The organism is Pseudomonas sp. Irchel 3A7 (assembly GCF_900187565.1).
GTDB lineage: Bacteria > Pseudomonadota > Gammaproteobacteria > Pseudomonadales > Pseudomonadaceae > Aquipseudomonas.
The window spans coordinates 16,593-41,196 of the sequence record NZ_FYED01000012.1; the positions used below are offsets into that span (position 1 = coordinate 16,593).

Annotated in this window: 24 protein-coding genes and 1 riboswitch; of the genes, 6 read left to right on the plus strand and 18 right to left on the minus strand. The window is 61.1% G+C overall.

The window, feature by feature from the left end:
• Positions 1–229: 229 nt before the first annotated feature.
• Positions 230–3,700 (plus strand): PAS domain-containing hybrid sensor histidine kinase/response regulator, encoded by a 3,471-nt coding sequence (locus CKW21_RS19745; protein WP_095195613.1) that lies wholly within the window; start codon positions 230–232, stop codon positions 3,698–3,700.
• Positions 3,701–3,820: 120 nt separating this feature from the next.
• Here CKW21_RS19745 and rmuC read toward each other — a convergent pair whose 3' ends face one another.
• Together rmuC and CKW21_RS19755 are read right to left on the minus strand one after the other, a co-directional pair.
• The gene (gene rmuC / locus CKW21_RS19750) at positions 3,821–5,185 is read right to left on the minus strand and encodes a DNA recombination protein RmuC (RefSeq protein WP_170948698.1); all 1,365 of its coding nucleotides are present in this window, start codon (positions 5,183–5,185) and stop codon (positions 3,821–3,823) included.
• Between the two features lie 175 nt (positions 5,186–5,360).
• Positions 5,361–5,684, minus strand: a complete 324-nt coding sequence (locus tag CKW21_RS19755; RefSeq protein ID WP_095195615.1) for a hypothetical protein — start codon at positions 5,682–5,684, stop codon at positions 5,361–5,363.
• Between the two features lie 998 nt (positions 5,685–6,682).
• Between CKW21_RS19755 and CKW21_RS19765 the strand changes: the two genes are divergently transcribed.
• The 3 genes from CKW21_RS19765 (at position 6,683) to CKW21_RS19775 (ending at position 9,094) form a co-directional block, all read left to right on the plus strand.
• Positions 6,683–6,907, plus strand: coding sequence for a hypothetical protein (locus tag CKW21_RS19765; RefSeq protein ID WP_003204606.1), 225 nt, complete (start codon positions 6,683–6,685; stop codon positions 6,905–6,907).
• Between the two features lie 275 nt (positions 6,908–7,182).
• Complete coding sequence (locus CKW21_RS19770; protein WP_095195616.1) at positions 7,183–7,665, plus strand: hypothetical protein; 483 nt, start codon at positions 7,183–7,185, stop codon at positions 7,663–7,665.
• A 148-nt stretch (positions 7,666–7,813) separates the two neighbouring features.
• The gene (locus CKW21_RS19775) at positions 7,814–9,094 is read left to right on the plus strand and encodes an OmpP1/FadL family transporter (protein WP_095195617.1); all 1,281 of its coding nucleotides are present in this window, start codon (positions 7,814–7,816) and stop codon (positions 9,092–9,094) included.
• A 184-nt stretch (positions 9,095–9,278) separates the two neighbouring features.
• Here the strand turns inward: CKW21_RS19775 and CKW21_RS19785 are convergent, their stop codons facing one another.
• The 14 genes from CKW21_RS19785 to cobO form a co-directional block, all read right to left on the minus strand.
• Complete coding sequence (locus tag CKW21_RS19785; RefSeq protein WP_095195619.1) at positions 9,279–9,845, minus strand: glutathione peroxidase; 567 nt, start codon at positions 9,843–9,845, stop codon at positions 9,279–9,281.
• A gap of 72 nt (positions 9,846–9,917) precedes the next feature.
• Positions 9,918–10,040 (minus strand): hypothetical protein, encoded by a 123-nt coding sequence (locus tag CKW21_RS31890; protein WP_256590291.1) that lies wholly within the window; start codon positions 10,038–10,040, stop codon positions 9,918–9,920.
• Positions 10,037–11,245, minus strand: a complete 1,209-nt coding sequence (locus CKW21_RS19790) for an MFS transporter (RefSeq protein WP_095195620.1) — start codon at positions 11,243–11,245, stop codon at positions 10,037–10,039. Before CKW21_RS19790 ends, CKW21_RS31890 begins: the two co-directional genes overlap by 4 nt.
• A 52-nt stretch (positions 11,246–11,297) precedes the next feature.
• Positions 11,298–11,702: a MarR family winged helix-turn-helix transcriptional regulator gene (locus CKW21_RS19795; RefSeq protein WP_008065263.1), complete on the minus strand. Its 405-nt coding sequence runs from the start codon at positions 11,700–11,702 to the stop codon at positions 11,298–11,300.
• A gap of 152 nt (positions 11,703–11,854) precedes the next feature.
• Positions 11,855–12,589 carry an adenosylcobinamide-GDP ribazoletransferase gene (locus tag CKW21_RS19800; protein WP_095195621.1) on the minus strand — a complete coding sequence of 245 codons (735 nt, stop codon included), beginning with the start codon at positions 12,587–12,589 and terminating at the stop codon, positions 11,855–11,857.
• Between the two features lie 2 nt (positions 12,590–12,591).
• A complete protein-coding gene (cobC, locus tag CKW21_RS19805; RefSeq protein ID WP_095195622.1) occupies positions 12,592–13,167 on the minus strand; it encodes an alpha-ribazole phosphatase family protein in 576 nt (191 codons plus the stop codon).
• Complete coding sequence (gene cobT, locus CKW21_RS19810) at positions 13,164–14,219, minus strand: nicotinate-nucleotide--dimethylbenzimidazole phosphoribosyltransferase (protein ID WP_095195623.1); 1,056 nt, start codon at positions 14,217–14,219, stop codon at positions 13,164–13,166. Before cobT ends, cobC begins: the two co-directional genes overlap by 4 nt.
• Positions 14,216–14,737 carry a bifunctional adenosylcobinamide kinase/adenosylcobinamide-phosphate guanylyltransferase gene (cobU, locus tag CKW21_RS19815; protein WP_095195624.1) on the minus strand — a complete coding sequence of 174 codons (522 nt, stop codon included), beginning with the start codon at positions 14,735–14,737 and terminating at the stop codon, positions 14,216–14,218. Before cobU ends, cobT begins: the two co-directional genes overlap by 4 nt.
• A gap of 122 nt (positions 14,738–14,859) precedes the next feature.
• Positions 14,860–16,311: a cobyric acid synthase gene (locus CKW21_RS19820; RefSeq protein ID WP_095195625.1), complete on the minus strand. Its 1,452-nt coding sequence runs from the start codon at positions 16,309–16,311 to the stop codon at positions 14,860–14,862.
• Positions 16,308–17,300, minus strand: a complete 993-nt coding sequence (gene cobD, locus CKW21_RS19825; RefSeq protein WP_095195626.1) for a threonine-phosphate decarboxylase CobD — start codon at positions 17,298–17,300, stop codon at positions 16,308–16,310. The genes CKW21_RS19820 and cobD overlap by 4 nt, the downstream gene beginning before the upstream one ends.
• A complete protein-coding gene (cbiB, locus tag CKW21_RS19830) occupies positions 17,293–18,201 on the minus strand; it encodes an adenosylcobinamide-phosphate synthase CbiB (RefSeq protein ID WP_095195627.1) in 909 nt (302 codons plus the stop codon). Before cbiB ends, cobD begins: the two co-directional genes overlap by 8 nt.
• Complete coding sequence (gene bluB / locus CKW21_RS19835; protein ID WP_095195628.1) at positions 18,198–18,848, minus strand: 5,6-dimethylbenzimidazole synthase; 651 nt, start codon at positions 18,846–18,848, stop codon at positions 18,198–18,200. The genes cbiB and bluB overlap by 4 nt, the downstream gene beginning before the upstream one ends.
• A complete protein-coding gene (locus tag CKW21_RS19840; protein ID WP_095195629.1) occupies positions 18,845–20,227 on the minus strand; it encodes a cobyrinate a,c-diamide synthase in 1,383 nt (460 codons plus the stop codon). Before CKW21_RS19840 ends, bluB begins: the two co-directional genes overlap by 4 nt.
• The gene (gene cobO, locus CKW21_RS19845; protein ID WP_095195630.1) at positions 20,224–20,835 is read right to left on the minus strand and encodes a cob(I)yrinic acid a,c-diamide adenosyltransferase; all 612 of its coding nucleotides are present in this window, start codon (positions 20,833–20,835) and stop codon (positions 20,224–20,226) included. The genes CKW21_RS19840 and cobO overlap by 4 nt, the downstream gene beginning before the upstream one ends.
• 81 nt (positions 20,836–20,916) lie before the next feature.
• Positions 20,917–21,147: riboswitch (cobalamin riboswitch) on the minus strand.
• Between the two features lie 152 nt (positions 21,148–21,299).
• Between cobO and CKW21_RS19850 the strand changes: the two genes are divergently transcribed.
• Complete coding sequence (locus CKW21_RS19850; RefSeq protein ID WP_095195631.1) at positions 21,300–21,884, plus strand: hypothetical protein; 585 nt, start codon at positions 21,300–21,302, stop codon at positions 21,882–21,884.
• 67 nt (positions 21,885–21,951) lie between these two features.
• A complete protein-coding gene (locus CKW21_RS19855) occupies positions 21,952–23,265 on the plus strand; it encodes a sorbosone dehydrogenase family protein (protein WP_095195632.1) in 1,314 nt (437 codons plus the stop codon).
• 115 nt (positions 23,266–23,380) lie between these two features.
• Here CKW21_RS19855 and CKW21_RS19860 read toward each other — a convergent pair whose 3' ends face one another.
• Positions 23,381–24,034, minus strand: a complete 654-nt coding sequence (locus tag CKW21_RS19860; RefSeq protein ID WP_095195633.1) for an O-methyltransferase — start codon at positions 24,032–24,034, stop codon at positions 23,381–23,383.
• Between the two features lie 18 nt (positions 24,035–24,052).
• Positions 24,053–24,589, minus strand: coding sequence for a C40 family peptidase (locus CKW21_RS19865; RefSeq protein WP_095195634.1), 537 nt, complete (start codon positions 24,587–24,589; stop codon positions 24,053–24,055).
• Positions 24,590–24,604 lie beyond the last annotated feature (15 nt).

Sequence of the window (24,604 nt, forward strand, 5' to 3'; positions counted from 1 at the left end):
CATTCGCGAGCGGGCTCGCTCCCACAGTTGATCTGTGTTTACCCCGGTCCGATGTGGGAGCGAGCCTGCTCGCGAAGAGGCCCGCGCAGTCACCATCGATCTGACTGACACCCCACCTGCGACACCCCGCCACGCCACGACCTTGGTCGACACTGACTAACCCCTGCCATCGTGCGAGACTGTCTATCCGGGCGGGAGGCCCGGGTGTCTTTGGTTACCTGGAGTTCCCATGTCGTTGTCCAGCGGGCTGATTGCCGCCGTCGCCCTGGCCTATATGGCCATCATGTTCGCCATCGCCTTTTACGGTGATCGTCGCAGCGCGCCCTTGCCGCCGCGGGTGCGTGCCTGGGTGTACAGCCTGTCGCTGGCCGTTTATTGCACCAGCTGGACATTCTTCGGCGCGGTCGGCCAGGCCGCCGAACAGCTCTGGTCGTTCCTGCCGATTTACCTCGGGCCGATCCTGCTGCTGATAGGCGCGCCGTGGGTGCTGCAAAAAATGGTGATGATCAGCAAACAGGAGAACATCACCTCCATCGCCGACTTCATCGCCGCACGCTATGGCAAATCCCAGTCACTGGCCGTGGTGGTGGCGCTGATCTGCCTGGTGGGCGTATTGCCTTATATTGCCTTGCAGCTCAAAGGCATCGTACTCGGTGTGAACCTGTTGATCGGTGCAGGCGCCGATGCCATGGGGGTTCGTGCGCAGGACACGGCATTGGTGGTGTCATTGGTACTGGCGTTGTTCACCATTGTCTTCGGTACCCGCAACCTCGATGCCACGGAGCACCACCGCGGCATGGTCCTGGCCATTGCCTTCGAATCGCTGGTGAAGCTGTTCGCGTTTCTGGCGGTCGGTGCCTATGTGACGTTCGGGCTGTATGACGGTTTTGATGACCTGTTCGACCAAGCCATGCTCGCCCCGCGCCTGGAGGAGTACTGGAAGGAAACCATCAACTGGCCATCGATGGTGGTGCAGACCGGGGTGGCGATGATGGCGATCATCTGCCTGCCGCGACAGTTCCATGTGACGGTGGTGGAAAACATCGACCCTCAGGACTTGAACCTGGCCAAATGGGTGTTTCCAGCCTACCTCGCCCTGGCGGCCTTGTTCGTGGTACCGATCGCCCTCGCCGGCCAGATGATGCTGCCAAGTTCGGTGCTGCCGGACTCATTCGTCATCAGCCTGCCGCTGGCCCAGGCCCACCCTGCCCTGGCGTTGCTGGCTTTTATCGGTGGCGCTTCGGCGGCCACCGGCATGGTGATCGTGGCCAGCGTCGCGTTGTCGACCATGGTCTCCAACGACATGCTGTTGCCTTGGTTGCTGCGCCGCAACAACGCCGAGCGCCCGTTCGAGGTGTTCCGCCAATGGATGCTGTCGGTGCGTCGCGTGAGCATCGTGGTGATTCTGTTGCTGGCCTATGTCAGTTATCGCCTGCTGGGCTCGACCGCGAGCCTGGCGACCATCGGCCAGATCGCCTTCGCCGCCGTGACCCAACTGGCGCCGGCCATGCTCGGTGCGCTGTACTGGAAACAGGCTAACCGTCGCGGCGTATTCGCCGGTCTCGCCGCCGGCACGTTCCTTTGGTTCTACACCTTGGTCCTGCCGATCGCCGCCCACAGTCTCGGGGTTTCCCTGAACAGTTTCCCGGGCCTGGCCTGGCTGCACAGCAACCCGTTGAACCTGCCGATCACGCCACTGACCCAAGGCGTGGTCCTGTCCCTTGCCGGCAACTTCACGCTGTTCGCCTGGGTCTCGGTGCTGTCGCGTACGCGGGTATCGGAACACTGGCAGGCCGGTCGTTTCATCGGCCAGGAAATCAGCGCCCGCCCCAGCGCGCGTTCGATGCTGGCGGTGCAGATCGACGATCTGCTGCAATTGGCGGCACGCTTCGTCGGCGAGGAGCGCGCCCGGCAGAGCTTTATCCGCTTTGCCTACCGCCAGGGCAAAGGCTTCAACCCGAACCAGAACGCCGACAGTGAATGGATTGCCCATACCGAACGATTGCTGGCCGGTGTGTTGGGCGCCTCGTCGACGCGTGCGGTGGTAAAAGCCGCCATCGAGGGTCGGGAGATGCAACTGGAGGACGTTGTGCGCATCGCCGACGAAGCCTCCGAAGTCCTGCAATTCAACCGTGCACTGCTGCAAGGGGCGATCGAAAACATCACCCAGGGCATCAGCGTGGTCGACCAGTCGCTGAAACTGGTGGCCTGGAACCGTCGCTACCTGGAGCTGTTCAACTATCCGGATGGCTTGATCAGTGTCGGCCGGCCGATTGCCGACATCATTCGCCACAACGCCGAGCGCGGCCTGTGCGGTCCCGGCGAAGCCGAAGTGCACGTCGCCCGCCGTCTGCACTGGATGCGCCAGGGTCGGGCGCATACCTCCGAGCGGTTGTTCCCCAATGGCCGGGTGATCGAACTGATCGGCAACCCGATGCCCGGCGGCGGTTTCGTCATGAGTTTCACCGACATCACCCCGTTCCGCGAAGCCGAACAGGCGCTGACCGAAGCCAACGAAAGCCTTGAACAGCGCGTGACCGAACGTACCCACGAACTGTCGCAGCTCAATGTGGCCTTGACCGAAGCCAAAGGCACCGCCGAGGCGGCGAACCAGTCGAAAACCCGCTTCCTGGCAGCGGTGAGTCATGACTTGATGCAGCCTTTGAACGCTGCGCGACTGTTCTCCGCCGCCCTGACTCATCAGGAGGACGGCTTGTCCGGTGAGGCGCAAAAGCTGGTGCAGCACCTGGACAGCTCACTGCGTTCAGCCGAAGACCTGATCAGCGATTTGCTGGATATTTCCCGCCTGGAAAACGGCAAAATCAATCCCGATGCCAAACCCTTCGCACTCAATGAGCTGTTCGACACCCTTGGCGCCGAATTCAAGGCGCTGGCGCGGGAACAGGGCCTGGCGTTCCGTGTCCGGGGCAGTACGCTGCGCATCGAAAGCGACATCAAATTGCTGCGCCGGATCCTGCAGAATTTCCTGACCAACGCCTTCCGTTACGCCAAAGGCCCTGTGCTGCTGGGGGTTCGTCGCCGCAAGGGCGAGCTGTGCCTGGAGGTCTGGGACCGCGGGCCGGGTATTCCCGAAGATAAGCAGCAGGTGATTTTCGAAGAATTCAAACGCCTCGACAGCCATCAAACACGTGCCGAGAAAGGCCTGGGGCTGGGCCTGGCGATTGCCGACGGCTTGTGCCGCGTGCTGGGGCATACCCTGCGCGTACGCTCATGGCCGGGACGCGGCAGCGTGTTCAGCGTCAGCGTACCGCTGGCACGAGCGCAAGCGGCGTTGCCGGCCAAGGTGGCCGAACTCAACGGCAAACTGCTCAGTGGTGCGCAGGTGCTGTGCATTGATAACGAGGACAGCATCCTGATCGGCATGAACAGCTTGTTGACCCGCTGGGGTTGCCAGGTCTGGACCGCGCGCAACCGCGAGGAATGCTCGGCGCTGCTTGGTGATGGGGTACGGCCGCAATTGGCCTTGGTGGATTACCATCTGGACAATGGCGAAACAGGCACCGATTTGATGGCCTGGTTGCGGACCCGATTGGGCGAACCGGTACCCGGTGTGGTGATCAGCGCCGACGGCCGGCCGGAAACGGTAGCCCAGGTGCATGCGGCGGGGCTGGATTACTTGGCCAAACCGGTGAAACCGGCGGCATTGCGGGCGTTGTTGAGTCGGCATCTGCCGCTGTAGGAGCAGCCGGTCGACGCTCGATTGCTCGCGATGGGCGCCAACAATGACGCGGGAAATCTGATCCCCCGCGGTGTTCTCTAGTTCATCGCGAGCAAGCTCGCTCCTACAGACGACCGCGTTTTATTCCGGCAACTCGACCAAGCCATCCACATCCGTCATCGCCCGCTCCAGCAGATCCGCCGGCAGGCTTTTGCTGGCCCTCGCCCCGAGCAACTTGAGTTGTTCACTGCGGCTGACCAGATTGCCGCGGCCTTCTGTCAGCTTGTTGCGCGCAGCGCTGTAGGCTTTGTCCAGTTGCTGCAGGCGATTGCCGACTTCATCCAGATCCTGAATGAACAACACGAACTTGTCGTACAGCCACCCGGCCCGCTCGGCGATTTCCCGGGCGTTCTGGCTTTGCCGCTCCTGCTTCCACAGGCTGTCGATGACACGCAGGGTCGCCAGCAAGGTGGTCGGGCTGACGATCACGATATTGCGGTCGAACGCCTCCTGGAACAGTGTCGGTTCGGCCTGCAACGCAGCGGAAAATGCCGCTTCGATCGGTACGAACAGCAGGACGAAATCCAGGCTGTGCAAACCGTCGAGCCGCTTGTAGTCCTTGCCGGCCAGACCTTTGACATGATTGCGCAGGGACAGGACGTGCTGCTTGATAGCGATCTGGCTGATGCCTTCGTCTTCGGCCGCCACGTATTGCTGATAAGCCGTGAGGCTGACCTTGGAGTCGACCACCACCTGCTTGTCGCCAGGCAGATAAATGATCACGTCAGGTTGGAAACGCTCGCCATCCGGGCCTTTGAGATTGACCTGGGTCTGATATTCGCGGCCCTTCTCCAGCCCGGCATGCTCAAGCACTCGCTCCAGAATCAGTTCACCCCAGTTACCCTGGGTTTTCTGCCCCTTCAAGGCACGGGTCAGGTTGGTGGCTTCATCACTCAGGCGCAGGTTCAACTGTTGCAGGCGCTCCAGTTCCTTGGCCAGCGAAAAGCGTTCCCGGGCTTCAGCCTGATAGCTTTCCTCGACGCGTTTTTCAAACGACTGGATGCGCTCCTTTAACGGATCGAGCAGCTGTCCCAGGCGCTGCTGGCTGGTCTCTGCAAAACGCTGCTCTCGCTCATCGAAAATCTTCCCCGCCAGTTCGGCGAACTGCGCACGCAGCTCATCTCTTGAACCCTGCAGGTCGTTGAGGCGCTGCTGGTGGCTTTCCTGCTGCTCACGCAATTCGGCGTTGAGCGATGCCGCCTGGGCGTCCAGGCGACGCAACTCGGCATCTTTGCCTGCGCGTTCGATATTCCAGGCGTGGGAGGCGTCGCGGGCATCATCCCGTTCGATTTGCAGCAACTCGACTTCACGGCGCACAGCGGCAAGGTCAGCTTGCCGGGCGGCATTGGCCTGACCGAGATCGGCTATTTCATCACGACAGGCTTCGAGTTGCGCGTTCAGGCCATCCTGCGCCAGATGCGCCGTAGCCAGTCGCTCTTCCAGCAACGCGACCTGGGCTTGCGCCAAGCTTGCCCTGCGTTGAAGTTGCCAGGCCAATACCAGTAGCGGCAGAGCAGCGCCCCCGAGCCCCAGCAACGCGCTGGTCAAGTCCATAGCCATAGCCATTCCTGCCATTGAAATAAAGCTTGAAGGTTAACCAAGGCGTCAGGTCTTGGACAGCTCAGTCTTCGAGCAGGCCCAGTTCCTGTTGCGCACGCAAGTCCCCTGCCCGCGCTGCCTGGCGCAGGAGATCCTGGCCGATGCGACGGTCCCTGGCATTGCCGCACTCGCGGCACATCAACTGGCCGAGGCGGCTTTGCGCAGCCACGACGCCCTCACGGGCCGGTTGCTTGAGCAAACGCCCGGCTATGTGTTTGACGTTGGTGTTTTCGCCCAGGCGCGGGCTGTCCAGCAGCCATTCGGCCACCCGCATCGAAAAGCGCTTGGGTGGGGCAACAATGGGCGTTTTGGAAGTGGATGAAGCGGATGGCGTACGAAACTTCATAAAACACTGTGGGCAGATCGGAAGGCGCGCCACTCTACTCTTTTTTTCTTACAGGTAAAGGTGAAAAAATCCGGGCACGCCCGTCCTAGAGCAAGCGCTCGGGACAATCCACAGAAGCTGTGGATAACTCAGTGGACAACCGCCCCTGAAGTCTCGCAAAGCCCTGTGGAATGGGGCCTGCAGTCAAACTGACGATTTTTTCACCAGTTAAAAAAAGCGATGTTTTTCATTGACTTAAATTTTGGTTACAGGCACCCACTGCGCTTGAAGGCTAGATGACAGCGAGGTGACAGCGCGCGCAAATAATGTGCACAAGTACCTTCGGGACGGTTATATCGCTGCGCTTTTTTCGCGCATTTTTTCTCCTTGTCTGGGGATAAAACCCTGCAAACCCGTGATCCAGGCAGTTCGCCACTGGTCGATTCACCACGACCGCCGGTCGGATTACGGACCATTACAGGGCGCTGCTTCGGTTCATGACCTTCGGCAAAGGACTTTACGTAGCCGCAGAATGAGACGACTGGCCGGCTTTTTTGGCTAACACACTTCCCATCGCCGTTTCAATCCGATACTATCCGCGCCGTTAGTACCAAGCTGAAAGTCAATTCTGGTCGAACAAATCCCCCCGGTCAGCCTTCCCACAGGAAGCCTTACACCGAACAAGCGGGATCGGCCACCTCGATGGTTTCCAGGTAAATCTTGTGTCAACACAGCCTTTGAATCGAAAGCAAAGGGTGTTGCCAGGCTCACTTACTCTGAACGAACCAACCTGCAAATTGATCAGGATCTTCACCCCGGGCCCAGAACCTTTGCCCTCGATGTGTTGCCTGCCCTCCTAAGTACCTACCTGCCAGCCCAAGCGCGCCAATTATCAGCGCTTCAAACTGGCTGCTTTGTTCCAGTCGGGTTCTTCGTTCGACCAACGGTGGTCGTCGTTACTGGAACGTTTTAATTTTGCACGGCTCTTATCCGTGTCGCTTGTAGGAACACCCATGACTATGTCTACTCAAATCCATGCACAGGATGCCATCCGCACCCTAACCAACGCTTTTGCACCAATGAACTGCCTGATCATGGCCGCTCGCAAAGGCTGCTTCAGCTTTACCCTGGTCAACGAACACGGCATCGCACGTCACAGCGAGCGCCTGTACCCCGATCAATACTCCAGCGCCGAACCGCTGCAGGCTGTGATCGAGCGTACCCGTCAGGCACTGGTTGCCTGAGACGCCAGCAAGGCTGAAACACCAGAAGCCCCGCTCAAAAAGCGGGGCTTTTTGTTGCCTGGCATTTCATGTTGCAGGTCCTCCGGCTAAGCACCAAGCGATATAACGGTTATAACTGGAAGCCGGAAATATTTTAAAAACAGACCTTTACGCAGTGAATATGACACTACACTTCAACTCAAGCGGCTTGATCCGCTTCCGGCGAGCCTGAGTCGATTCACCGCTGCCAACGCTCCCTTCAGGTTTCGCCGACCATTTAGTGTTTCGAGGGTTTTATGGGTATCGCTGCCAGCGAACTGTGCCGCTATGTGATCCGCCCGACATTGATCTACCTTGGACGCCATAGCGCAACCGCCGAATCCCTGCTGCTGGGTATCGCCGCCAGCCAGTCAGCCCTTGGTTCCGCCCTGCACGACCGCCGTGGACACGGCCTGTATCGAATCGCCGAACCCCGCCATCAGGCCCTCTGGGACCACTACCTGGCCCTCGATCCCGAACGTGCCAGCCTGGTCCGCGGCCTGGCCAGCCAGCATGCCTTTCTCAGTGGCCCGCACCTGGAATTGACCGTCAACCTGCGTTACGCCACAGCCATTGCCTGGCTGCTGGTCGAAGAACAGAACACCCCTCTCCCCGAAGCAGACGACCTGCTGGGCATGGCCCGAATCTGGCGCCAGACCTTCCAGCCCCAAGGACGCCTGAGAGACTTCACCTCCGCCTGGCAAACCTGTGTTTCACCGCTGAATCAGGCAGCCTGCTGATCCCCGCTTGGATCCAAAGATCGCACAACAGGTCGCGAATCTGGTCGGATTGTCCTACAAAACCGCTCTAAATCAAGCGATACAGCCTATAGCGCCCGGACAAAAATGTTGGTAATTTGCGCCCCGGTGATCACCAGGAGTTCTAATAATGAAAAAAGTAATGCTCAAAACCACCATTAGCCTCGCCGTTGCCTTGGCATCCACCCAGATCTTTGCAAGTGGCTTTGCCCTCAACGAACAAAGCATCAGCGGGATGGGTACAGGTTTTGCCGGGCGATCTTCCTCTGCCGACGACGCATCCACCATTTTTGGCAACCCTGCCGGCATGTCTCGCCTCAAGCGCGAACAAGTGACTGGCGGTGTTGCATTTATTGACGCGCACACCGATATCAGCGATGCCAGCTCCCGTCCGAACGGCGGCACCAACAAAGGTGACATGGTCCCTTTCATGGGCGTGCCGATGGGCTACTACGTCAAGCCAATCGATGACCAGTGGGCGGTCGGTTTCGGCGTCTACGCGCCGTTCGGCCTGGTAACCGATTACGAGAACGGCTTTGCCGGCCGTTACTTCGGCAGCAAGAGCGAAGTCAAAATCGTGACCCTGCAGCCAACCGTCAGCTATGCCTTCAACGACAAGGTGTCGATCGGTTTTGGTCCGACCATCAACCGCATCGACGGCAAGCTGGAATCGAACGTCTCCCTGAACCCGCTGGCACCGGACGGTGAAGTCAAGATCAAGGGTGACGACACCGCACTGGGTTACAACATCGGTATTCTGGTGCAAGCCACCGACAGCACTCGCGTCGGCCTGACCTACCATTCGAAAGTGAAGTACAAGATCGAGGGTGACACCAAGGTCAACTACGGCCTGCTTAGCGCACTGGGCCAAAACCCGAGCCAGAAGTACGACGCTTCGCTCGACATCACGACGCCTGAGTCGGTTGACTTCTCCGTGACTCACCAGCTGAACGACCAGTGGACCCTCTACGCAGGCAGCACCTGGACTCGCTGGAGCCGCCTCAAGGAAATCTCCGTCGAGAACGAAGGCGTACCTGCAGCGTTGGCCGCACGCGGGTTTGGCACCATTACTGAAGAGCAGAACTGGCACGACACCTGGGCGCACGCCATTGGTGCTTCCTACCAGCTGAACAAACAGTGGGTACTGCGTACCGGTCTGTCCGTCGACCAGGCGCCAACCAACAACGAAAACCGCTCGCCACGTATCCCGACTGGCGATCGCACGATTTTCAGCCTGGGTGCTGGCTGGAGCCCGACCGACGACCTGACCATTGACGTGGCGTATTCGTACCTGAAGGAAGAAGCGGTCCATGTCAACAACAGCAACGGTGCTCCTCGCAACCAGAGCTACAGCGCCAAGTATGAAAACTGGGCGAACGGCTTCGGTGTCGGTGCGACCTACCGCTTCTGATGATCGTCGGCGAGCCTGAACGACTCGCCGCCCGAATCGAAAAAGCCCCGCGCTCTTCTGCAGAACGCGGGGCTTTTTTGTGGGCTGTAGGAGCGAGCTTGCTCGCGATGGACGTCAACGATGACGTGCACCAGCAGGATAAACGTGGCGCCCTCGAAATTCGCGAGCAGGCTCGCTCCCACAGTCAGGGAACGGCAGCCAGCGGCGGCGAGGCCAGGGCTTTCTCCACAGCGGCGATGAACTCAGGGTCATCGGGCTTGGTCAGGCTGGAAAAACTGGCGATCACCTTGCCCTGGCGATCGACCACGTACTTGTAGAAATTCCAATTGGGCGCGCTGCTCTGACTGGCAAGCACCTTGAACAGGTGCGTGGCATCGTCGCCGCGGACTTTCTGCGGTTCGGTCATGGTGAAGGTCACGCCATAATTCACGTAACAGACCTTGGCGGTCTCGGCACCGTCCTTGGCTTCCTGCTTGAAGTCATTGGATGGTACGCCGATCACTTCCAGCCCCTGCTCCTTGTAACGCTGATTCAACGCCTCAAGGCTTTTGAACTGCGGCGCGAAGCCACAGAAACTGGCAGTGTTGACCACCACCAACGGCTTGCCGGCAAAGCGCTGACACAAATCGATGGACTCATTGGCGCGCAACTTGGGCAATGAGCCCTGCAACAGCGCCGGGCACTCTGCCGCTTGAGCCAATCCGCTAAACGCTACCAGTAACGCGGGAACTGCAAACCAGCGCATCAGCATATCGGTGCCTCCGTGTGAGGAATCGTCAGGATCGAAGTTACTCGCCCTGACATCCTGCTAGCAAGCCTCCCTCTAGCACACACTCATGCCCAACTGCATCAGCGCCAGCCCGCCCTGATGCCAGCCCCACCACGCCAGGGCCAACAGCAAGGCACAGACTGCCAAAAGGGTGACTCGCGGCCAGAGACTGTTCATGTCGCACTCATTTGGGTTTGCAGGCGCGCCACCGGCCGTTCACGCACCGGCCAGTTCAGGGCCGCCGCCATCAGGCTCAAGAGAATCGCGACTTGCCAGATCAAGTCATAGCTTCCGGTTCGATCGTACACCACCCCGCCCAACCAGCCGCCGAGGAACGAGCCGAGCTGATGAAACAGGAAAACAATCCCACCGAGCATGGACAGGTTTCGTACGCCAAACAAGGTCGCGACCGTGCCGTTGGTCAAGGGCACCGTCGACAGCCACAGGAAGCCCATGGCCATGCCGAATAGATAGGCTGTTGTCGTGGTCACCGGCGCCCAGAGGAACAGCGCAATCACCACAGCCCGCAACAAGTACAGACCCGTGAGCAACCGCGGCTTGGACATGCGCCCGCCCAGCCAGCCTGCGGTGTAGGTGCCGAAGATATTGAACAGACCGATCAGCGCCAACACCGTGGTGCCGACGGTGGCCGGAAGATGTTGATCCACCAGGTACGCCGGCAGGTGCACGCCGATGAACACCACCTGGAAGCCGCAGACAAAAAAGCCGAACGCCAGCAGCCAGAATCCCGAATGGGAACAGGCTTCACGCAAGGCTTCGGACAGGGTTTGTTCATGCCCTAGCACCGGCAAGGGTTTGTCCTTGAGCATGCCCACCAGCGGCACGATCAGGGCCACCAGCAACCCCAACGCCAGCAAGGCCGCGGACCAGCCGAGCCAGCCGATCAACCCGAGCGTGCCGGGCAGCATGGCGAACTGACCGAAGGAACCGGCGGCGCTGGCGATCCCCATGCCCATGCTGCGTTTCTCCGGCGGCACTGCCCGCCCGACCACGCCGAGGATCACCGAAAACGAGGTGCCGGACAGACCGATGCCGATCAACAGGCCGGCACTTAGCGACAAAGTCACCGCCGAGTCGGACAGGCCCATGAACACCAGGCCCAGGGCATACAGAACGCCACCGATGAGCACCACTTTCGCCGCGCCAAAGCGATCGGCCAGCGCGCCGGTGAACGGTTGCGCCAGGCCCCAGATCAGGTTTTGCAGGGCGATGGCGAAGGCAAAGACTTCCCGCCCCCAGCCGAATTCGGCACTCATCGGCGCGAGGAACAAGCCGAAGCCATGTCGAACGCCCAGAGACAACGCAAGAATCAGCGCACTCCCCAACAGAACCCAACCGCACGTACGCCACATCGATGTCATTCTTGTTCTCCGGTCGCGGGTATATACCCGCTTAAGATCAAACAAACCGGCATCAAGCCAGTTCGTCCAGCAACTTCAACAACGTTTCACGCTTTTCGGCGCCCAGACGATCAACCAATCGCTGCTGCGCCGCCTCCCAGGCCGGCAAGGCTGCTTTTAGCCGCTCGGCTCCGGCCTCGGTCAGCAGGACGATACGATTGCGCATGTCCTCGCCTTCCACCAGCGTCACCAGGCCTTCGCCTTCCAGTACCCGAAGATTACGCCCCAGGGTGCTGCGATCCAGCCCCATGGCTTCGGCCAACGTGGAAATGCTCGGTTGATCCAGACGCTGCAGATTGCACAGCAAAGAATACTGCGCAACGTTGATCCCGAAGCCATCGAGAGCGCCGTCGTAGTGCCTGCTGACGCCACGGGCGGCGCGACGCAGGTTGATACATAAACATTGGGAGTCGAGCATGGTGCGTGTATATACCCGTGGTTGAATGATTGCAAATTTATGTTACACCGAACCCCTGTAGGAGCGAGCTTGCTCGCGATGGGCGTCAACGATAATGCGTGCTTTCTGAATAAACGCGGCGGTCTCGAATGCATCGTGATGCGAGCTCGCTCCTACAGGACTAGCGCAAGCCCTACTAGCACCGCCACTTCCAGCAACTCCAGCAACGCGCCGGCCGTATCCCCTGTCGTCCCGCCCAGTCGCCGCAACATCACTTGCCTTAACCAGACGAACAGCGCAACGCCCAACAACACGGCGAACACGCCCTGAATACCCGCGATCAGCAGACAAACCAAAGCGCTGAGTGCCAACACCTGCTTGCCCGCCGACCGCGGAAGATGATCGGCCAGTGCCTGCCCCAGACCGCCAGGACGCACATAGGGCGTGGTCAGGAATAACCCCAGCAACGCGCTGCGCCCCAGCAACGGAACGATGATCAGCGCCACGGCGTGCTGCTGTTCGATCAACGCCAGCAACGCGGCAAATTTCAGCAGCAGCACCAAGACCAGCGTAACCACTGCGATCGGTCCGCTGCGCGGGTCTTTCATGATCGTCAGTGTGCGCTCACGGTCGCCATATCCACCGAGCCAGGCGTCGGCGCTGTCGGCCAGACCGTCCAGGTGCAACGCCCCGCTGAGCAACACCCAAACCGTCAGCAACAGCGCTGCGTGCAACAACAAGGGTGCGCCCAGCAACAGCCAGTTCAATGCCCATAGAATCCCGCCGAACAACAAGCCCACCAGCGGATAAAACAGCAGCGATCGCCCCAGCTCTTGCGGCGCCGGCATGCCCGACAATCGTATCGGCAGGCTGCTGAGAAATTGCAGGGCGATCCAGAACGGCAACATGATCAATGCACTTCCCTCAACAAGCCATCGGCATCAACCGATAGCGAGAACAGTGCTCCATGACCCACTTCGACGTTGAGCAACTGCTCACGAGGCAAACCTCGGGCTTGAGCCAGCAACAAACGCATGACCCCGCCATGGCTGATCAGCAACACACGCTCGCCGGCGTACGCCGCTTGCAAACGCGCCACTGCCGCCCGCACCCGCACAGAAAATTCGGCCACCGGCTCTCCCTGAGGCGGGGTGAATGAATAAGGATCCGCCCAAAACAACCCCAGGGCTTCGGCATCGGTTTCCATCAACGCCGCGGCGCTCTGCCCTTCCCAACGACCAAAGTGCAGTTCCTGCAGGTTCTGATCGAACGCTACCGGTAAGCCCATTTGCCCGGCGAGTTCCTCAGCGAAGCGCGCACAACGCTGCAACGGTGAGCTGATCACACGATCCCAAGGCCCCTGCTTTATCACGGCCGCGCGCATCTGCTGCCAACCCTTTTCGGTCAGCGCATCGTCGAGACTGCCACGCAAGCCGCCGCCGAGTTCGGTTTCGCCATGACGCAGCAGATCCAGGCGCAAAATCATGCCGGACGATCCGCGACCGCCGCTTCAGCGAACGTCGCCATTTGCCCGTGCAGGTCACACGCAAGCCGCAACAACGGCACGGCCAGTGCCGCGCCGCTGCCTTCGCCCAGACGCAAACCGAGGTCGAGCAACGGCTCGGCGCCCAGGGTTTCCAGCACATGCCGATGCCCGGGCTCGGCGCCACGATGACCAAACAACAGCCACTGACGGCATTCAGGATTCAGGCGGACCGCGACCAACGCGGCAACGCTGCAGATGAAGCCGTCCACCAACACTGCAACACCTTCCTGGGCACAGGCCAGATAAGCGCCAACCAGTGCTGCGATTTCGAAGCCGCCCAGATTGAACAGGGTTTGCAAGGCATCGCCACGTTGAGCGCCATGCAAGGCCAATGCGCGTTCAATCACCTCGGCCTTGTGGCTGACACCCGCCGCATTCAAACCGGTGCCCGGCCCGGCCAGATGCACCACCGGGCATTCGAGCAAGGCACAGGCCAGCGCGCTGGCGGCAGTGGTGTTGCCGATGCCCATCTCGCCACCGATGAACAACTGCGCACCGCCCGCTTTCGCCCGCCATACGCTGTCACGACCGGCCTGCAGAGCGAGTTCGCCTTGAGCCGCGGTCATCGCCGGACCCTGCGCGAAATTCGCCGTGCCCGGGCCGACGTTCAGGTGACGCACCCCCGGCAGGTTCAACGATGGCGTGACCGTTCCCAGATCCACCACTTCGAGGCAAGCCCCCAGCTGCCGCGCCAATACGCTGATCGCCGCACCGCCGTTGACGAAGTTATGCAGCATCTGCCCGGTGACTTCCTGGGGAAACGCCGACACCCCTTCGGCCACCACGCCGTGATCACCGGCAAAAATTGCGATCGACACCTGCTCCAGACTCGGCTTGACCCGCCCCTGCAATCCCGCCAGTTGCACCGCCACCGACTCAAGTTGACCGAGAGATCCGGCCGGCTTGGTCAGTTGCTGTTGGCGGGCTAGCGCCTGCTCGACCGCCTGGGCGTCGATCACTTGGCACGGGTTCAGCCACCAGGATGGGTTCATAACGCAGTTCCTTTCAAAGTCAGGGGCAGGCCGGCGACGGTCAGGACAACTCGCTGACAACGCTCGGCCAGAGCTTGATGCAGCCAACCGGCTTCATCGACATAGCGGCGAGTCAACTCGCCCAGCGGCACGACACCCATTCCGGTCTCGTTGCTGACAAAAATGATTTCCCCCGGCAGTGACGCCAGGCACTCCAGCAAGGCTTCTCGCTCGGCGTTCAGGCGCTCGGCATCGTCCTGCATCAGCAGATTGGTCAGCCACAGGGTCAGGCAATCGACCAACAGGCAATGATCGGCGCGAGCGTTTTCGCGCAGGACACGAGCCAGTTCCAGAGGTTCTTCGATCAACGACCATTCGGCCGGACGACGGGCGCGATGATGGGCGACCCGCTGGCTCATTTCGCCGTCCAGGGGTTGGCTGGTGGCGATGTAGGTCACCTGGAGCTGACTGTCTGTTGCCAGTTTTTCGGCCAGGCGGCTTTTGCCAGAGCGGGCGCCGCCGAGGATCAGTTGGAGCATGGTTATCAACCTTCTAATTGGCGGTGTAACGACTGGCGCCTTCGCGAGCAGGCTCGCTCCCACATTGGAACGCGGTCAACTGTGGGAGCGAGCCTGCTCGCGAAGGCGCCCTAAAGAACACCTCAAATCCCGCAGAGCTCACGCAACAGCGCGGTATCGAGATGCTGGTCCACCAAATCCGCCAAGCGCTCGATATCCCGCTCGCGCAACCCGTGGTAATCCACATCCTGCACAGCCTGCAAACCGGCCCAGCGCAACAACGCACTGCAGGCCGCCGGTGATTCAAACAAGCCGTGCAGGTAGGTGCCGAGAATCTGCCCGTCGATACTTTGCGCACCGTCACAACGACCATCATCGAGCTGCACCGCGGTGTTTTCCAACGCCGCTCCGGTAGTCACGCCGGCATGGATTTCATAGCCGCTGACTTCAGCATTCTCCAGCGCCAGGCGCCCACGCACATTGCGCAGTTGCTTCTGTGCTTCGAGCCGGGTTTCGAACGCCAGCAACCCCAGGCCGATGCTGGAACCCGGCGCGCCTTCAAGGCCCAGCGGATCGTGTACCTGCTCACCGAGCATTTGCAGGCCGCCGCAGATGCCCAGCACTTTCCCGCCATAGCGCAGATGTCGAGAGATCGCGGTGTCCCAGCCGTTGGCCCGCAGATAAGCGAGATCACTGCGCACGCTTTTCGAGCCGGGAAGAATGATCAGATCGGCCGGTGGAATCGCCTGGCCGGGGCCGATGAATTGCAGGTCCACTTGCGGATGCAGGCGCAACGGGTCGAAGTCGGTGTGATTACTGATGCGCGGCAGCACCGGCACCACCACTTTCAACACCTGCTCAGCCTTGTCGGTCTGGCGCTGATCGATACCGTCCTCGGCTTCCAGATGCAGGTCCATTACGTATGGCAACACGCCGATCACCGGTTTGCCGGTGCGTTGCTCCAGCCAGTCCAGGCCCGGTTGCAGCAAAGCGATATCGCCACGAAAACGGTTGATGATGAAGCCCTTGACCCGCGCCTGTTCGCTGGGCGACAGCAGCTCCAGCGTGCCCACCAGATGGGCGAACACTCCGCCTCGATTGATGTCGGCGATCAGCACCACCGGACAATCCACCGCTTCGGCGAAGCCCATGTTGGCAATGTCGCCGGCACGCAGATTGATCTCGGCAGGCGAACCGGCACCTTCGACCATCACCAGCGGATAGGCCGCGCTCAACCGGGCATGGGAGGCCAACACCGCTTGCATGGCGATGGCTTTGTAGTCGTGATAAGCCACGGCATTCATGGTCGTGACTGCACGACCGTGGATGATCACCTGGGCGCCGGTGTCGCTGTTGGGTTTGAGCAGCACCGGGTTCATGTCCGTGTGCGGTTCGAGATACGCGGCCTGGGCCTGCACCGCTTGTGCGCGACCGATCTCGCCACCGTCGGCCGTCACCGCGCTGTTGAGCGCCATGTTCTGCGGCTTGAATGGCACCACGTCTACACCCTGACGCGTGACCCAACGGCACAGCGCCGTCACCAGCGTGCTTTTGCCGGCGTCCGATGTGGTGCCCTGCACCATCAAGGTGGTCATGAGGCTTCCTTGGCAAAGTCTTCAAATGCGGCGGCGAGGCGTGTCCAGTCGGCTTCATCGGCCGGCAAGCCAAAACGCAGGCTGCTGTTCAGCGTGAACAATCGCAGCAGAATGCCACGCCGGGCCATGAATTCATGGAGCTCTTCGGCGCGTTCGGTGATCAGCCATTGGAACAAGGCGCAACCGCCCTGGGGTTTGAAACCGTGCTGCTCAAGCAACGACGCCAACCGTTCGCTGGCCTCCTCGGCTCGCACCCGTTGCCGCACATGCCCTTCGGTATCGCGCAGGCAAGCCTGGCCCAGCACCCGGGTCGGGCCGCTCACCGCCCAGGGTCCGACCTGTTCGGCGAGCAACTTGAGCAATTTGCGCTCGGCCAGGACAAACCCCAGACGCACCCCGGCCAGGCCGAAAAACTTGCCGAACGAACGCAGCACAATCAGTCCGACCTGATGAGCAAACGGCGCCACACTCAGGTGCGGCGTGTTATCCATGAACGCTTCGTCCACCACCAGCCAGCCACCGCGCTGGGCCAGCCGCGAATGCCAATCGAGCAATCGCGCAGGCGTCAGGCTCAGGCCGGTGGGATTGTTCGGGTTGACCACCACCAGCACATCGAGACTGTCGACAAAGAAATCGACTTCCTGCTCCAGCACCTCGCGCACGATGTAGCCATTACGACGCCAGGCTTCGGCATGTTCGGCGTAACACGGCGACAGCACGCCGACCTTGCCCGCCCGGCGCAATCGCGGCAGCAACTGGATGGCCATTTGCGAACCGGCCACCGGCAGTGCTTGCAAGGTGCCGTAGTAGTCGCAGGCGGCCTGCTCCAGGCCGTCATCGGTTTCCGGCAAGCGTGCCCAGGCCCGCAGCGGGATCTGCGGCACCGGGAACGGCCAGGGCGCCAGGCCGCTGGACAGGTCAAGCCAATCGGCTTGCGCGATGCCGTATTCGAGCGCCGCCTTGCGCAACCGTCCACCGTGTTCAAGCATAAAATTCAGCCCCCACGCAGAGAATCAGCAGCCATAACCATACCCCGCGCTGGACCAATTGCCAGCCGCGGTCAATGGAGTCGGCGTCCGCCGGCAGGCCTTCGCCCAGTGTCGGACGCTCATGCAGTTCGCCGTGATAAATCGCCGGCCCACCCAACTCGACGCCCAGGGCACCAGCACCCGCCGCCATCACCGGACCGGCATTCGGACTGTCCCAGGTCGGGCCCTGGGTACGCCAACATTTCAAGGCCAACCGAGTCTTGCCCAGCAGCGCGTAGGTCAACGCCACCAACCGCGCGGGAATGTAGTTGAGTACATCGTCGATCTTCGCCGCGGCCCAGCCAAATCGCTCGAAGCGTTCGTTGCGATAGCCCCACATCGCATCCAGGGTGTTGCTCAAACGGTAGAGCACCACGCCAGGCGCACCGGCCACGGCAAACCAGAACAAAGCGGCGAACACCGCATCGCTGCCGTTCTCCAGCACCGACTCGGTGGCGGCGCGGGCGACTGCGGTTTTGTCGAGCTCACTGGTCTGACGGCTGACCAGGTAACCCACCCGCGTGCGCGCCTCGTCCAGATCATCGCTGCGCAGAGCCTTGGCCACCGGTTCGACATGCTCACCGAGGCTGCGCATGCCCAGGGCGCAATACAGTGCGAGAATCTCGACGACCCAACCCACATATGGCGCCCAGGAAAACGCCGTGGCCAACAACGTCAGCGGCAACACGGCGATCACCCACGCGGTCACGCCATGGCTGCGCCAGCCGCGACCACCGCCGTTGAAACGTTGCTCGATGCGCTCGGCAAAACGGCCGAACGCCACCAGCGGATGCCAGCGTTTGGGTTCGCCCAGCAGCGCATCCAGCGCCACGGCGGCGACACTCAACAACGCCACACTCATGGACGCACTCCCCAATAATTCTCGTATAACAATTCACTGAGCGGACGCGCCTGCGCCCAGCCCTCCAGCACCAGCATCGGTGCCGGATAAAATTCCTTGACCGGTCCCAGGCACAAAATGGCCAACGGCTTGGCGCCTGACGGCAGACCCAACAGGTCTGCCAGCGCTTGTGGTTCGAACAGCGAGACCCAACCCATGCCCAACCCTTCGGCGCGGGACGCCAGCCACAGGTTCTGGATCGCGCAGGACAACGAGGCCAGGTCCATTTCCGGCAAGGTGCGCCGACCGAAGATATGCCGTTCGCGATCATCCATCAGCGCCGCGACCAGCACTTCGGCGCAATCGTTGATGCCTTCAACCTTGAGTTGCATGAATTCGTCGGTGCGCTCACCCAGGGCTTCGGCGGTGCGGATGCGTTCTTCTTCCACCAGCGCCTGGATCTTGCCGCGCAAGGCGCGGTCGCTGATGCGAATGAAACGCCAAGGCTGCATCAGGCCGACACTCGGCGCCTGGTGCGCGGCTTCGAGCAGGCGCCGCAAGAGCTCGGGCTCGACGGTGCCACCACTGAAGTGGCGCATGTCGCGGCGTTCGGCGATGGCGCGATAAACCGCTTCGCGTTCGGCCGGACTGAATGCGTTGTCAGTCATGGCCTCTTCGCGAGCAGGCTCGCTCCCACAGGATTCAGGTGATCATTGGTGGGCGCGAGCCTGCTCGCGAAGGCATCCCCTCGGTCAGGCGCAAACAGCGCGGCGACCGCGGTTGGATTGGACGGAAAATAAAAATGCACATACGAGGCCGTCATCCGCCCCTGACGATAAACTGCCTCCGCCCCACGCCCGCCGTTAGGGCTCAAGCCCCGGGCAATCGGCGTCAGTTCGGTGGTGGTCAGCGAATGATGATAGGTGTGGCCGCGCAGCGAACCTTCCGGCAGTTCAACCGCTTGCAAGGCCAGCGCGGCGAGGCGCTTTTGCATCACCGCATCGCCGCTCAGCAAGCCGACCAGTTCTGCGCGAGTGCCTTCGACATCGGTCAGCGAATCGAGCAGATAAAGCATGCCGCCACATTCGGCCAGCAACGGTTTGCCCGCTGCGTGGTGCGCACGGATAGCGCTCAGCATCGACGTGTTTTGTGCCAGGGCCACATGGTGCAATTCCGGATAGCCACCCGGTAGATACAGGCTGTCTGCCTCCGGCAAATCCGCATCACGGATCGGCGAGAAAAACCGCAGCTCGGCGCCCATCGCCCGCAGCAAATCAAGGCTGGCGCCGTAGGTGAAGGCGAACGCTTCGTCTCGGGCCACGGCAATGCGCACGCCGGCCAGCAGTGGCTCGGCGGCAATCACATCCGGCGCGGCGAATTCAACCGCCGGCGGCAGCGCAACCTCGCAACTGCCGGCCAAGGCATCGGCTGCCGCATCGAGACGCACATCGAGGTCGTTCAACTCGCTGGCCTGGACAAGGCCGAGGTGTCGACTCGGCAATTCGATCCCGGTTTCCCGGGACAACGCACCATACCAACGCAGGCCTTCGGTCAGGCTGCCTTCGAGCAGTTGTGCATGACGCAAGGTGCCGACACGATTGGCCAGGACCCCGGCGAACGGCAAGTCCGGCTGATAGCGCGCCAGCCCCAATGCCAGTGCGCCAAAGGTCTGGGCCATGGCGGTGCCGTCGATCACGCCCAGCACCGGCACACCGAAGTGCCGTGCCAGATCAGCGCTGGACGGTGTGCCGTCGAACAGCCCCATCACGCCTTCGATCAGGATCAGGTCGGCGTCGCCTGCGGCTTCCCACAACAAGCGGCGACTTTCCTGCTCGCCGACCATCCACATGTCCAGTTGATACACCGGCGCACCGCTGGCGCGCTCGAGAATCATCGGGTCGAGAAAGTCGGGGCCACATTTGAACACGCGAACCTTGCGCCCCTGATTGCGATGCAATCGGGCCAGCGCGGCGGTGACAGTGGTCTTGCCCTGACCGGAGGCCGGCGCGGCAATCAGTACCGCGGGGCAACGACGGGGTTGACTCACAGCTCAACGCCTTTTTGCGCTTTGATCCCGGCCTGGAACGCGTGCTTGATCATGCCCATCTCTGTGACGGTGTCGGCCAGTTCGATCATCTCCGGCTTGGCACCGCGACCGGTGACCACCACGTGCTGCATCGGCGGACGTGCCTGTAAATCACTGAGCACCTGATCGAGATCGAGGTAGCCGTGCTTGAGCGCGATGTTCAATTCATCCAGCACCACCAGGCCGATGGATGGATCGCGCAGCAATTGCTGCGACACCGCCCAGGCCGCTTCTGCGGCGGCGATATCACGCTGACGGTCCTGGGTTTCCCAGGTAAAGCCCTCGCCCATCACATGAAAGCGCACCTGCTCGGGGAAGCGCCGGAAGAACAACTCCTCGCCCGTGCTGTTGCGCCCCTTGATGAACTGCACCACGCCGCACTGCATGCCGTGGCCCAGCGACCGGGCGAGCATGCCGAACGCCGAGCTGCTCTTGCCTTTGCCGTTGCCGGTCAGCACCAGCAACAGGCCGCATTCGTTCGGGGAATTGGCGATGCGTTCGTCGATCACGGCTTTTTTGCGCAGCATGCGCGCCAGATGACGTTCGTCACGATCAGGGGTATCAGTCATGGGGGAGCTCTCCGTTGAGGCTGGATAACGGCGGGCAGGCACAAGAATAGACGGCAAGAAGCCTGGCATCGCCCACCGTGATGCCGCTTGGATGGATCAGGCCGGTCTCCGGGCTCATGAGCGGCGTTGGCCTGACTGCGCGCCTTCCCATGTCTTTTGACACAGTGGCTCAAGACGCAGCTTTCACTCATTTACCGTTGCGGGGGCAGCGCCGGAATTGCAGACCTTCGTGCTTTGAAGTGACCACTCACCGGCTTCCCTGTTTCACTCTGTCGACCCAAGCCACAGAGCACCTGAAACAAGCCGCGAAGGTTAGAGGGTTGGGGGTGGAGCGTCAATTGAAGACGGGCCGTATCAGTGAATAACAGCCGCCCATCCACAAATTGACGCCAATCTTGTGCCACACTCTCAGCAGTGATATCAAAGAGCCACAACCCCACAACACAATAAAAAGGGTGAGCCCCATGCAAGGCATGATCATCAGCAATCCGAAGCTGGAATTCCTGCGACCGGTGCTGGAGCGCTGGTTCGAGTGTATTGACCGCTACAACGCTGTGCGTGGAGATAATGAAACACCGTACTGGCTCGACGAAAAGGCCAATCTCGGCCTGCTCTCAGCTGCGGCATGGATGGCGGAGACGGTCACGCTGCAACAATCGCCCACCCGCAAACAGATCGAAGAAGGCGAACGCAATGGCCGCGCCGACCTGTTTATCGCCACCCCCGAGGCCCGCGCCTGGCTGCAGGCCACGCAACGCTGGCCACGGGTCAACAACCTGAACCTGACCCAGGCCCTGCACGACATCACCAGCAACGCCAGGCAAATCAGCTACGCGAGCGACCTGAAGCTCGGTTGCCTGTTCGTCGCCCCACAAAAAGCCCAGCACGGCGCCACTCCGGAAGAACTGCAAGACATGGTCGACGACCTGCAAAAGGAGCACACCTGCGCCGTGGCCTGGTATTTCCCCTACGCCTATCGCAAGTTGCACAACGAAGCGGGCCACTATCACCCCGGCATCGCCGTGCTGCTGAAAGAGGCTCGCGGCTGAGGGTTGAACCATCCAGCGTCCAGACTTCTCTATGATTAGATCAAGGCATTCATAGGGAAGATCAGCAATGCGCACACCTCAACTCGCTTTTGTCATCGCCCTCGCCGGAGGGCTCGCCGCCTGCGGTGAAACCTCCAGGCTGCAAGTCTCCGACGGCACCGGCCCGTCGCCCAAGCTGCCAGAACCGAACAAAACACTGATCCCGACTGTGAACATCGCGCCGGCCATCGGCTGGCCGGACGGCGCGAAACCCGTCGCTGCCGCCGGCACGCAAGTGGCCGCGTTCGCCGAAGGCCTTGATCACCCGCGCTGGCTTTACGTGCTGCCCAATGGCGACGTGCTGGTCGCCGAAACCAACGCCCCGCCAAAACCCGATGGCGGTCAAGGCATTCGTGGCTGGGTCATGAAAAAAGTCATGGGCCGTGCCGGGGCTGGCGTGCCGAGCCCGAACCGCATCACCTTGCTGCGAGATTCGGATCACGATGGCATTGCCGAGACCCGCACGGTCTTCCTGGAAAATCTCAACTCGCCTTTCGGCATGACCCTGGTCGGCAATGATCTATACATTGCCGATACCGATCGCCTGCTGCGCTTTCACTATGAAAACGGCGAGACGGTGATCAAGTCGCAGCCGATCAAAGTGGTGGATTTGCCGGGCGGCGCCCTGAATCACCACTGGACCAAAAACGTCATCGCCAGCAAGGACGGCAGCAAGCTGTACGTCACGGTGGGTTCGAATAGCAACGTCGGCGAAAACGGCATGGATCAGGAGGAAGGACGTGCAGCGATCTGGGAAGTGGATCGCGCCACCGGCAACCACCGGATCTTTGCTTCGGGGATTCGCAATCCGAACGGACTGGCCTGGGAACCCACCAGCGGTGCTTTGTGGACTGCGGTCAATGAGCGGGATGAAATCGGCAGCGACCTGGTGCCCGATTACATCACCTCCGTGAAGGACGGCGGGTTCTATGGTTGGCCTTACAGCTATTACGGCCAGCACGTCGACGTTCGCGTCGAGCCGCAAAAACCCGAGTGGGTGGCCAAGGCGATTGCACCGGACTACGCGGTGGGTCCGCATACCGCGTCACTGGGCCTGACGTTTGCCGAGGGCAACAAGTTGCCGGCGCAATTCAGGGAAGGCGCCTTTATCGGCCAGCACGGTTCATGGAACCGCAAGCCGCACAGTGGCTACAAAGTGATTTTCGTGCCCTTCAGCGCCGGCAAACCGAACGGGCAGCCGGTGGATGTGCTCACGGGGTTTCTCAATGACGACGAAAAAGCCATGGGCCGGCCGGTGGGGGTAGTGATCGATCAGCAAGGTGGCTTGCTGGTGGCGGATGATGTGGGGAACAAGGTTTGGCGGGTGTCCGCGACCAAATAACACCACATAACACTGTGGGAGCGAGCCTGCTCGCGAATAGGCCAGCACATTCAACATCAATGTTACCTGTCGTGCCGCATTCGCGAGCAGGCTCGCTCCCACAGAGACTCAGTGTTTAGCGTTTACGGCAGAGCGTAAGCCCATCCCCCAACGGCAACAACGATAAATCCACCCGCGAATCATCCTTCAAGGCACGATTGAGCGCCTGGATGGCGCGGGTGTCTTCACTTTCCGGATCAGCCTCAAGCACCCGGCCACTCCACAGCGTGTTATCGAACACGGCCAGACCGCCGGTGCGCAACAGACGCAACGCATGCTCCAGATAGACGGGATAGTTGGCCTTGTCAGCATCGATGAAAACAAGATCGAACTGCCCGGGCTGGTCCAGCGTACTCAGGGTTTGCAGCGCAGGCGCCAGACGCAGATCGATTCGCCCGGACAAACCGGCTTCCTGCCAGTAACGGTGCGCCGTAGCGTTGTAATCGCCGGGAATGTCACAGCAGATCAGCGAGCCGTCTTGCGGCAATGCCGCTGCCATGCACAGGGCGCTGTAACCGGTGAAAGTGCCGACTTCCAAAACACGCCTGGCGCCGATGAGTTTCACCAGCAACGCGAGAAACTGCCCCTGCTCGGGCGCCACTTGCCAACGCGCCATGGGCAGCGCCTGGGTCTCGTCGCGCAAACGCTTGAGCAGCTGCGTTTCACGCAGGGACACGTCCAGCAGGTACTGATAGAGCGAATCGTCGAGATTGAGCGTGCGAGCGGTCATGACCACAACCTCCGGCGGTTACGGATTGCGCGCCAGGTGCTCCGGTTGCAGGACGCGCTTGGCGCTCAGGTAGGCTTTCTGCCAATACACCTTGGACAAGCTGTCGAGCTTGACCGTGCCACCCGTGGCAGGCGCGTGGACGAACCGGCCTTCGCCGACGTAGATGCCGGCATGGTTGACCTGGGAACTGCCATTGGTGGCGAAGAAAACCAGATCACCTGTTTGCAGCCCTTCCTTGCCCACGTTGGCCGCTTGCATGGTGATCATTTCACGGGTGGTGCGCGGCAAGGAAATCCCGGTGACATCACGGTACACGTAACCGATCAACCCGCTGCAATCGAAACCGGAATCCGGCGTATTGCCGCCCCAGCGATAAGGCGTGCCCACCAGGCCCAACGCGCGGAACAGCACGTCTTCAGCTTCAGGCGAAAAGGCTTGGGAGGGACCGAAAACGATGGGCGCGCGAACCACCGGCGCTGGCGGCGGTGTGCGACTGGCGCAGGCGCTGAGCAGCGCTGCGAAAAGCATGATTGCGAGGCGGGCCGACGTCGACATAGGCAGAGCATCCTG

What these genes read in the sequence shown, in the direction of transcription:
- cobT (WP_095195623.1), bottom strand. Translation starts at nt 14,219, where the DNA reads ATGAACCCATCCTGGTGGCTGAACCCGTGCCAAGTGATCGACGCCCAG.
- CKW21_RS19795 (WP_008065263.1), bottom strand. Translation starts at nt 11,702, where the DNA reads ATGCTCGACTCCCAATGTTTATGTATCAACCTGCGTCGCGCCGCCCGT.
- CKW21_RS19790 (WP_095195620.1), bottom strand. Translation starts at nt 11,245, where the DNA reads ATGACATCGATGTGGCGTACGTGCGGTTGGGTTCTGTTGGGGAGTGCG.
- CKW21_RS19820 (WP_095195625.1), bottom strand. Translation starts at nt 16,311, where the DNA reads ATGACCACCTTGATGGTGCAGGGCACCACATCGGACGCCGGCAAAAGC.
- CKW21_RS19765 (WP_003204606.1), top strand. Translation starts at nt 6,683, where the DNA reads ATGTCTACTCAAATCCATGCACAGGATGCCATCCGCACCCTAACCAAC.
- cbiB (WP_095195627.1), bottom strand. Translation starts at nt 18,201, where the DNA reads ATGAGTGTGGCGTTGTTGAGTGTCGCCGCCGTGGCGCTGGATGCGCTG.
- CKW21_RS19850 (WP_095195631.1), top strand. Translation starts at nt 21,300, where the DNA reads ATGCAAGGCATGATCATCAGCAATCCGAAGCTGGAATTCCTGCGACCG.
- CKW21_RS19860 (WP_095195633.1), bottom strand. Translation starts at nt 24,034, where the DNA reads ATGACCGCTCGCACGCTCAATCTCGACGATTCGCTCTATCAGTACCTG.
- CKW21_RS19745 (WP_095195613.1), top strand. Translation starts at nt 230, where the DNA reads ATGTCGTTGTCCAGCGGGCTGATTGCCGCCGTCGCCCTGGCCTATATG.
- bluB (WP_095195628.1), bottom strand. Translation starts at nt 18,848, where the DNA reads ATGACTGACAACGCATTCAGTCCGGCCGAACGCGAAGCGGTTTATCGC.
- CKW21_RS19800 (WP_095195621.1), bottom strand. Translation starts at nt 12,589, where the DNA reads ATGTTGCCGTTCTGGATCGCCCTGCAATTTCTCAGCAGCCTGCCGATA.
- CKW21_RS19865 (WP_095195634.1), bottom strand. Translation starts at nt 24,589, where the DNA reads ATGTCGACGTCGGCCCGCCTCGCAATCATGCTTTTCGCAGCGCTGCTC.
- cobD (WP_095195626.1), bottom strand. Translation starts at nt 17,300, where the DNA reads ATGCTTGAACACGGTGGACGGTTGCGCAAGGCGGCGCTCGAATACGGC.
- cobC (WP_095195622.1), bottom strand. Translation starts at nt 13,167, where the DNA reads ATGATTTTGCGCCTGGATCTGCTGCGTCATGGCGAAACCGAACTCGGC.
- CKW21_RS19755 (WP_095195615.1), bottom strand. Translation starts at nt 5,684, where the DNA reads ATGAAGTTTCGTACGCCATCCGCTTCATCCACTTCCAAAACGCCCATT.
- CKW21_RS19770 (WP_095195616.1), top strand. Translation starts at nt 7,183, where the DNA reads ATGGGTATCGCTGCCAGCGAACTGTGCCGCTATGTGATCCGCCCGACA.
- cobO (WP_095195630.1), bottom strand. Translation starts at nt 20,835, where the DNA reads ATGACTGATACCCCTGATCGTGACGAACGTCATCTGGCGCGCATGCTG.
- cobU (WP_095195624.1), bottom strand. Translation starts at nt 14,737, where the DNA reads ATGCTCCAACTGATCCTCGGCGGCGCCCGCTCTGGCAAAAGCCGCCTG.
- CKW21_RS31890 (WP_256590291.1), bottom strand. Translation starts at nt 10,040, where the DNA reads ATGAACAGTCTCTGGCCGCGAGTCACCCTTTTGGCAGTCTGTGCCTTG.
- CKW21_RS19785 (WP_095195619.1), bottom strand. Translation starts at nt 9,845, where the DNA reads ATGCTGATGCGCTGGTTTGCAGTTCCCGCGTTACTGGTAGCGTTTAGC.
- CKW21_RS19775 (WP_095195617.1), top strand. Translation starts at nt 7,814, where the DNA reads ATGAAAAAAGTAATGCTCAAAACCACCATTAGCCTCGCCGTTGCCTTG.
- CKW21_RS19855 (WP_095195632.1), top strand. Translation starts at nt 21,952, where the DNA reads ATGCGCACACCTCAACTCGCTTTTGTCATCGCCCTCGCCGGAGGGCTC.